The organism is Microcoleus sp. Pol12B3 (genome assembly GCF_036701355.1).
Lineage (GTDB): Bacteria > Cyanobacteriota > Cyanobacteriia > Cyanobacteriales > Microcoleaceae > Microcoleus.
This window is the reverse complement of sequence record NZ_JAUBQS010000115.1, coordinates 1-7593: the sequence shown is the minus strand read 5'-3', so window position 1 is coordinate 7593 and position 7593 is coordinate 1. Positions and strand designations below refer to the sequence as shown.

4 protein-coding genes are annotated in these 7593 nt (G+C 45.4%); 3 read left to right on the top strand and 1 reads right to left on the bottom strand.

Annotated elements, in window-relative coordinates:
• Nucleotides 1–236: 236 nt before the first annotated feature.
• Nucleotides 237–1514 carry a tetratricopeptide repeat protein gene (locus QUA53_RS28135; protein WP_333101059.1) on the top strand — a complete coding sequence of 426 codons (1278 nt, stop codon included), beginning with the start codon at nucleotides 237–239 and terminating at the stop codon, nucleotides 1512–1514.
• A 160-nt stretch (nucleotides 1515–1674) separates the two neighbouring features.
• Here QUA53_RS28135 and QUA53_RS28130 read toward each other — a convergent pair whose 3' ends face one another.
• The gene (locus QUA53_RS28130; protein WP_333101058.1) at nucleotides 1675–5088 is read right to left on the bottom strand and encodes a PAS domain S-box protein; all 3414 of its coding nucleotides are present in this window, start codon (nucleotides 5086–5088) and stop codon (nucleotides 1675–1677) included.
• 643 nt (nucleotides 5089–5731) lie between these two features.
• On the opposite strand from QUA53_RS28130, the gene QUA53_RS28125 reads away from it, so the two are divergent.
• Together QUA53_RS28125 and QUA53_RS28120 are read left to right on the top strand one after the other, a co-directional pair.
• A complete protein-coding gene (locus QUA53_RS28125; protein WP_333101056.1) occupies nucleotides 5732–6076 on the top strand; it encodes a hypothetical protein in 345 nt (114 codons plus the stop codon).
• 208 nt (nucleotides 6077–6284) lie between these two features.
• Complete coding sequence (locus QUA53_RS28120) at nucleotides 6285–7310, top strand: ABC transporter permease (protein WP_333101055.1); 1026 nt, start codon at nucleotides 6285–6287, stop codon at nucleotides 7308–7310.
• Nucleotides 7311–7593 lie beyond the last annotated feature (283 nt).

Genomic DNA, 7593 nt, shown 5'->3' with positions numbered 1-7593 from the left:
CACAGCAATCGTTTGGGGGTTTTGTGTTGCCGAATCTATCTTCCTTTCTCTCTGCTTAAATATCTGCGGAATGTGGGGTAAAACGCCACTATGTAAAGGATGGTAAAGCATCCTCATGCCCTATAGTGGCTGCATTAGCCCTATTTATACCAGTTGCATGGCTACAATTATCTTAAAGTATCAACCTAAAATTTACTGTAAACTTTTTTTAGTAATCTAATTATTCAACTCGGATCGTGAAATTAGAACTTGCCTTAGCTCAATATACTGATGCTCTCACTAACCTAAAATTGGCAAAGTCTGAACCCTCAGAAATAGCCATTCTCCAAATTTTAGTTGCTCGCGATGCGATCGAAGAAGCACTCAGCGAGAAAACCCAGCTTTCTGTGGAAAGTTTGGCTAAACTACTCGAATTGGACAACTTCCTGAAACAACAAGCCGATGCGATCGCCAGAGGAGCAAAATTAGCAGAATGGCGAGCTACATTTCACCCCTCCCCAGAAGCTTGGTGGTGGTTTCTCGAACCCACCTCCGACGAGGAAGTTTCCCACTCAAATCGCTTAGATTGGTTGTTCAACGGGCTGACAATCGCGGGATTGACGGCGGTAGCGGCCTATATGACAACCTTCGTTCAACTCTTTTCCACGGGAGGAATCAGCTTCGCTGAGAGCTTTGGCCTGCTGGGACAAGGAGGGTTACTTCTGACGGTAATCCACACCTTGCAGAACACAGGACAAGAAAAGATTAAAAACCTGCTCAAAAAACTCAATATTTCTCCCCAGTTTCACAGTCAAGCAACCTTGGGAATTACCGCAATGTTATTGTTGGCTTCTGTGGGAGTCTATAACTCTTTGCCTCGGATTGGGGAATGGAACTATCGAGAAGGAAAAAATCTCTACGAAAAAGGTTTACTGGAAAAAGCTAAAGCAAAATACGAGCAAGCGGCCAAAATAGATCCCAATAATTCGGACATCAAAATGGCCTTGGGACAAGTCTACGAATCTTTGGGAGATATAGATTTAGCTAGCAAGGAATATAAAAAAGTTTTAGACCGAGGGGACTATCGCGCCTTTAATAATTTAGGTCGCGTTTATATTAGTAAAAACGATAGATTGACCGCTGAAAGTTTACTGCGGATGGGATTACAGCGGGTTAGAAAAGAAGATTTTCAACTCAACTATGAACTGCATCTAAACTTGGGCTGGATACTGCTCAAACAAAAACAGTATCAAGCGGCTGAAAAACAACTCCGACAAGCAGTTGCTATCGACGAAGCAATTGCAGGAAAAGAGCTCGGTGGAGGCATGGCTTATTGCTTGCTCGAAGATGTTATGGAAGAGAAAAAAGATATAAAAGAGCAATCCCGCTGGAGAAAAATGTGTTTGGCTTATGCTCGTCCCGAAACGCTCGATCAGTATAAATGGTTTATTGAAACTGAAAAACAAGATATCGCCGATCGCATAGATACGAAGGGGGTGGTGAATGGAGAATCTAAACCAAGTACACAGCCTTGATGAGTAATATAAAAGTAAAAAATAAAACCTAAACAGAATGTTCTTGTTACTTTTAGTTTCTCTACTTGGTTGGAAGTCCCCATTTTTTAGAGGAAATTCCCTTGTAAAATGCGCCAGCATTCTTTTTTCATCAAATTGAGTGCTGCGTGTGTGATGCACCCTAATTTTGCAGATTAACCGGCAAGCGGATCGTAAAAGTAGAACCAACACCCTCCTGACTTTTTACTGAAATATTGCCACCCATCATGAGGCAAAAACGCTGGCTGATTGCCAGTCCCAAACCAGTGCCACCGTACTTGCGGGTGGTGGAAGCGTCTGCTTGGGTAAAGGGTTGGAAAATGTGCTGCAATTGATCCGGAGTCATCCCAATTCCTGTATCTGTACAATTAACAACTAAAAATTCTTTACTAGCAATTGAATATTCTGAATTCGCCGCAGGTTCAGAAGTGTTTTCGGGCCTTGCTTCGCTGCTGCCGCCCGCAATTTTTTCTCGGCTGGCTGTGAGGGTAATTGTACCGTTTTGAGTGAATTTGGCGGCATTGCTGAGCAAATTTAATAAAATCTGCTGCAATTTCGTAATGTCACCGTGCATAGTGCCGATATTGCTAATTTGGTGCAAGTTTAGAGTGTTGCCGTTTTTCTCAATTAGCGGCACGGCGGTAGATGCGACATCTTCAATCAAGGCGGCGATGTCGAAGGTTTCTAAGTAAAGATCCATGCGGCCGGCTTCGATTTTAGAAATGTCGAGAATGTCGTTAATTAGCGATAGTAAGTGTCTGCCGGAAGAGCGGATTTTGTCTAAATCTGGGGTGAGTTCATCGTAACCCAATTCTGCGGTTTCTTCTTGGAGCATTTCGCTGTAGCCGATGATGGCATTCAGAGGTGTTCGCAGTTCGTGGCTCATGTTTGCTAAAAAGGCGCTTTTTGCGGTGGAAGCGGCTTCGGCTGCTTCTAGGGCGAGTTGCAAGGCGGATTCAAAGACTTTGCGATCGCTAATATCCTCGACGCTGCCTTCATAGTAGAGTACCTTGCCGTCGGCGTCGCACACTGCACGCGCGCTTTCGGAAATCCAAATTACACTGCCATCAACGCGGTAAACTTCTGACTCAAACCCCGAAATTTCTCCGAATTCTTCCATCACCCGCATAAACTTATCGCCCTGCTGAGGATTGACGTAAGCTTGCTGTCTGATGTTTGTGAGATTTGATGTTAATTCTTCGGGAGTGGCGTAGCCGTAGATGCGCGCTAAAGCTGGATTTACGCTCAAGAATTGGCCTTCGGGGGTTCTTTGAAAAATGCCTTCGACGGCATTTTCAAAGATGCTGCGATATTTTTGTTCTGCTTGACGCAAAGCGATTTGTGTACGATCGCGCTCGCTGGCTTCGATCGCCAATGATACCAAATCTGCCAGGGAAGCAGCAAAATTTTGTTCTTCTAATGTCCAGTTGCGAGTAGTTCCCACTTGTTCGATACAGATGACTCCCACTGTTTGTCCTCCCAGCCGCACCGGCGCATCTAAGGTTGATGTAGTACCCATTTGTGCAAAGTAAGATTCGGCAAATTCTCTGGTTCTAATATCTGAGAGAGCGTCCTCGGCTGCGATCGTCCGGTGTTCTTCCAAAGCTTGAAAATAAGCTGGATAGTCTGCTGCTGCGACTTCATTACCTTGGGAATGCTGCGGGTTGCTGCGGTGAAATTGGTCGATACATTGCAGTTTCGATCGGCTTTCATCGTACAACCAAGCACCGGCTCGTTCTACATCTAGGGTATGAGCGGCAGCTTCGGTGATTTGCCTCAAAGCTACTTGCAAATCGCCTCGATACAGCGCTTTATTTCTTGCCAATTCTACCAAAACCGTATTTTGTTTGAGCAATTGTTTTTGCCTTTGGCGTCGCGCCGATTCGGCTCGCTTCTGTTCGGTAATATCGCGGGCCACCACAATGACGGATTCTTGTGAAAGCGGTGAAATGCTGGCGGCAAAACAAACTTCGCGGTCGTCAATGGTTAAATCGTACTCAATGCTGACTGTTTGCTGAGTATCTAAAGCTGTTCGGATGTGTCTGAGAAAATTGTCTGATGTAGCTTGCGGAAATACCTCTCCGACTGTTTTGCCAACTAATTGTTCGATTGGTTTGTAGAGGAGAGAAAGATTTGTGGGCGCGATTTTTAAATAGCGACCGCTGGCGTCCAGAACTATAATTAATTCGTTCATAGCTGCAAACAAAGCTCGCAATTCTGCTTCTGCGGCTTTGAGTTCGGCCGTCCGCTCTGCTACTCGCTGTTCTAAACTAGAGTTGGTTTGTTCTAGGGTAAAAAAAGACGCTCGCAATTGTCGCGCCATTTGATTGAAAGACTGAGCTAGGAGACCGAGTTCTTTGACTCCTTGAACTTCGACTTCGCCGTCTAATTCTGCGGAGGTGAAGTCTGAGGATTCGGACATTTTTGTTAAAGCTTTGGAAGCCTGCAACAATCGGGTAATCGGTTTGACAACCCAGCGAGAGGTGAAAATTCCGAGTGCGATCGCCAGTACGAAGGCAAAAAAGCACAATAAGATAGTTGTGCGAGTGTTGGCGTTAATTTGCTCCATAAAGTCTGCTTCCGGGATTGCGACTACTATCAGCCAATCGAGGTCACGGCCGTCTTGCAGGGGAGCAACAGTAATGAATTGACGTTTGCCGTCTATATCGAAGGTAAACTGTCCTTTGCTGTCAATTTGTTCAAAACTACCAAATCGTTTTTGCAAGTATTTGGAGGCCGATCGAATTAGCAAATTTTTGCTCTGTGTCGCCAACAGCCGTTTTTGTCCGTCTTTGTCGGTGACAAAGGGCAGTTCGTCTGTGGAACTGGCAACTATTTCACCGCTGCGTTCGATCGCGAAAACTTGTCCCGACGGGCTAATTTTGATGCTTTTAAGAAAATCGCTGATTTGAGAAAGAGTCAGGTCAATTGCCAGTACCCCTTGCAGGCTGCCCGTTTGGCTGTAGATGGGCATCACCGGTGTAATGCCCAGCACTGGCGGTGCTGCGAAGACGTAGATGGGGGACCAAGTGGCTTTGCCTGACTGTTTGGCAGCTTGGTACCACGGTCTAGTACGGGGGTCGTAGGGGACGGTTTTGATTAGCTCAGTGCGATTTCCTTGGCTATCTAGGCGATAAATTTGGCGGTTTGGAGCGGTTGATTCGTCTCTAATGTATACTAAGTTTTCTGCTTCTCGCTTGAGCAAGAGGAATCTGCCCTGTTCGTCGCCGTAGTAGATGGTTGTAGTTCGATCGCTCAGCTTGGTCTGGTTCCACAAATAGCGCTCTAAGTTGGGGAGGTCTTCCGGGTCTAAGTTTCCAGAGGCGATCGCAGCACTATTCATTTGCAGGAACAGGTGAGAGACATCCCCAAAACTGCGGAAATTTTCTTTCGTCCTCGCTGCAACTTCCAAGCTTAACCTCGTAGCAAGGTCATTGACAGCTTTCTGGCCGTTGCGAAACGACAGCCATCCAGTCACGCCGACTGCTACGGAGATTTGCACCACCAGCGGTATCAACAAAACTAGGCTCAGTGACATCTTGGGCGAGCTTTTCATCAGACAACTGCTCAGATTTTTCAATAACATCAATATTCTGACACCTACCGAGTTTACGTATCGTTTGTCGTTTCAAAGATGCCCTAGATATAAGTTACAAATTTGTACAGCAAGAGTGAAGTGCGGTGGCCTGCCGCTCAAAACTTGGCTGAGGTTTCCACCGCTACCGTAAAAACTTGTAATATTAATGATGCCACTACTTGCCTGAATGTGGCGATCGCTCTAGGGACTCCCGGTCAAAAAGTCACACACCCTAAAAAAAAGCTACTTTAGGCCTGTGCTCCACACTCTGGCTGTCATCAGTCTTTGCCAATTATTCAATTTTTTAATCTAAACTTTTAAATCTAAAAGGTCTCACTTTCTCCGGGTAGGGATTGTCTTCCTTACCCCTAGTTAATAAAAAATTGATTTTATTTTTTTCTACCGTGCCAGGACAAATGTAAATTCTGTGACAATCGGCTGTTAAAAAATTTGCTATTAATAAGATAAGCCGCCAAAATCCCTTAGCGTAGCGGGGCGTAAGCCATCGAGTACCAAGAGGATAATTGAAGCATCTGCATTCCATCAAAAGCAGCAAAATAAAGCGTTTTTGGCTTTTTTGGATGCTCAATATTTTGGCAAAATAATACTTCTGGAGGATGACATGAACTATACATTTGAAATCCTGGGCGTATCTCCAACTTTAACATTTTTTAACCAGCAGCAGGAATTGCTGAAACAACAGCAGCCGTCGGGTGTAGAATACTTGGGAAACTGGAAGTGTACTCTCGATGCGTTTGTGGCATCCGTGGAGACCGTTTCTCCTTACCGGGGCTGGGATGTCGATCGAGTTGTAGACACCGTGATTAGCTTCTGGATGAACAACTCCGATAGCGTCCAGTATTGGAGGCACAGGCTGGAGGATGCCGGCAGCGAAAACTTGTTAGTAGCCAGAGTAGGCGATATCAAGTCTTTGCAAGCTGCATTTGAATCGCTGCTGGGCGAATAGGAAAATCGCCAATTGCGAAAAAGTCGATCGACTTTTTCGCAAAAATCAACTCAACTGTCTATTCGCAATGCTCAATTTCCCTGATTCGCTGCACGGAAGTCGCAGATATACAATATCTGTTTATTCCATCTTCTACCTTCCATCTGCCTGATGCCTTCAACATCTGATTAATGACTAATGACTTCGCAATTGGCAATTCCCAAATATTATGTCTCGTTCCAAAGCCCTGCAATCTTATATTTTTCTCCGCTTGCTCCTCGCACCGCTAATGTTGTGGACAATTACCACAGCAGTATTTTTATTGTTGCGGGCCACTCCTGGTGACCCCATAGATGCCATTCTCGGCTCACGAGCTCCCGCAGCCGCCAAAGAAGCAATGCGAACCCAACTCGGCCTCGACGCACCCCTGTGGCAGCAATATTTCAAATACATGAAAGACTTGTTGAGCTTCGACTTGGGAACCTCAATCACCACTCGCGGACAAACCGTGTGGCAAATTATCGGAGATTATTTCCCCGCTACAGTGGAATTAGCAGTTTGTAGCATGGCCATAGCTTTAATTGTCGGCATCAGTATCGGTTCCCTGGCAGCATCTCGCCCCAACACTATTTTCGATGCAGCAGGCCGTTTGTTTGGCATTATCACTTACTCGCTGCCCGCTTTTTGGGCCGGCATGGTTTTGCAATTAATTTTCGCAGTGCAGTTGGGATGGTTTCCCTTGGGAACTCGCTTTCCCGTCACATTCCCCGCCCCCGAAGGGTACACAGGACTATACACGATTGACAGTCTCCTCAGTGCTAACCCTGGTCAGTTTCTCACATCTTTGCATTATTTGGCACTTCCAAGTTTGACGTTGGGTATTCTTTTGAGCGGCATTTTCGAGCGCATTGTCAGGGTGAATCTCAAGCAAACTTTGCAAGCAGATTATGTCGAAGCAGCTAGAGCTAGAGGCATTCCCGAATTCCAGATTTTATGGGCTCACGCTCTGAAAAATGCACTAATTCCGGTGATTACTGTCTTAGGGTTGACTTTTGCTGCACTGTTGGGCGGTGCTATTTTAACAGAGGTTACTTTTTCTTGGCCGGGGTTGGCAAATCGCCTTTACGAAGCGATTAGCTTGCGGGATTATCCAACTGTTCAAGGTATTGTGGTGTTTTTTGCCGCAATTGTCGTAATTGCCAGCATTGTAATTGATATTTTGAATGCTTACGTTGACCCGCGAATTCGGTATTAAAGGAAGTTAGTTGTTATATGATGTCGGGTCAATTACCCGTAAGAAAAAGGGTTGGTAGTGAGGATTTTTATCCTCACTACCAACCCTTTTTTTGTCGAGCGATCGCACATGATACAGCGTATCCGGCTCTTCCTTACTTACTGTTTCCAACTATTGGTTTAAGTAGTTGAAAATCAACCTATAGCATTTATCACAAAGATGAGGTATGATATAACTGACTTGAACGGAGTGAAAAATATAGAACCCCAAAATGTTATGCAGCTCGAATTAAATGGAGCGCGAG

Excerpts from the sequence above, each read along its gene's own strand:
- QUA53_RS28125 (WP_333101056.1), top strand. The coding sequence starts at position 5,732 with ATGAACTATACATTTGAAATCCTGGGCGTATCTCCAACTTTAACATTT.
- QUA53_RS28130 (WP_333101058.1), bottom strand. The coding sequence starts at position 5,088 with ATGAAAAGCTCGCCCAAGATGTCACTGAGCCTAGTTTTGTTGATACCG.
- QUA53_RS28120 (WP_333101055.1), top strand. The coding sequence starts at position 6,285 with ATGTCTCGTTCCAAAGCCCTGCAATCTTATATTTTTCTCCGCTTGCTC.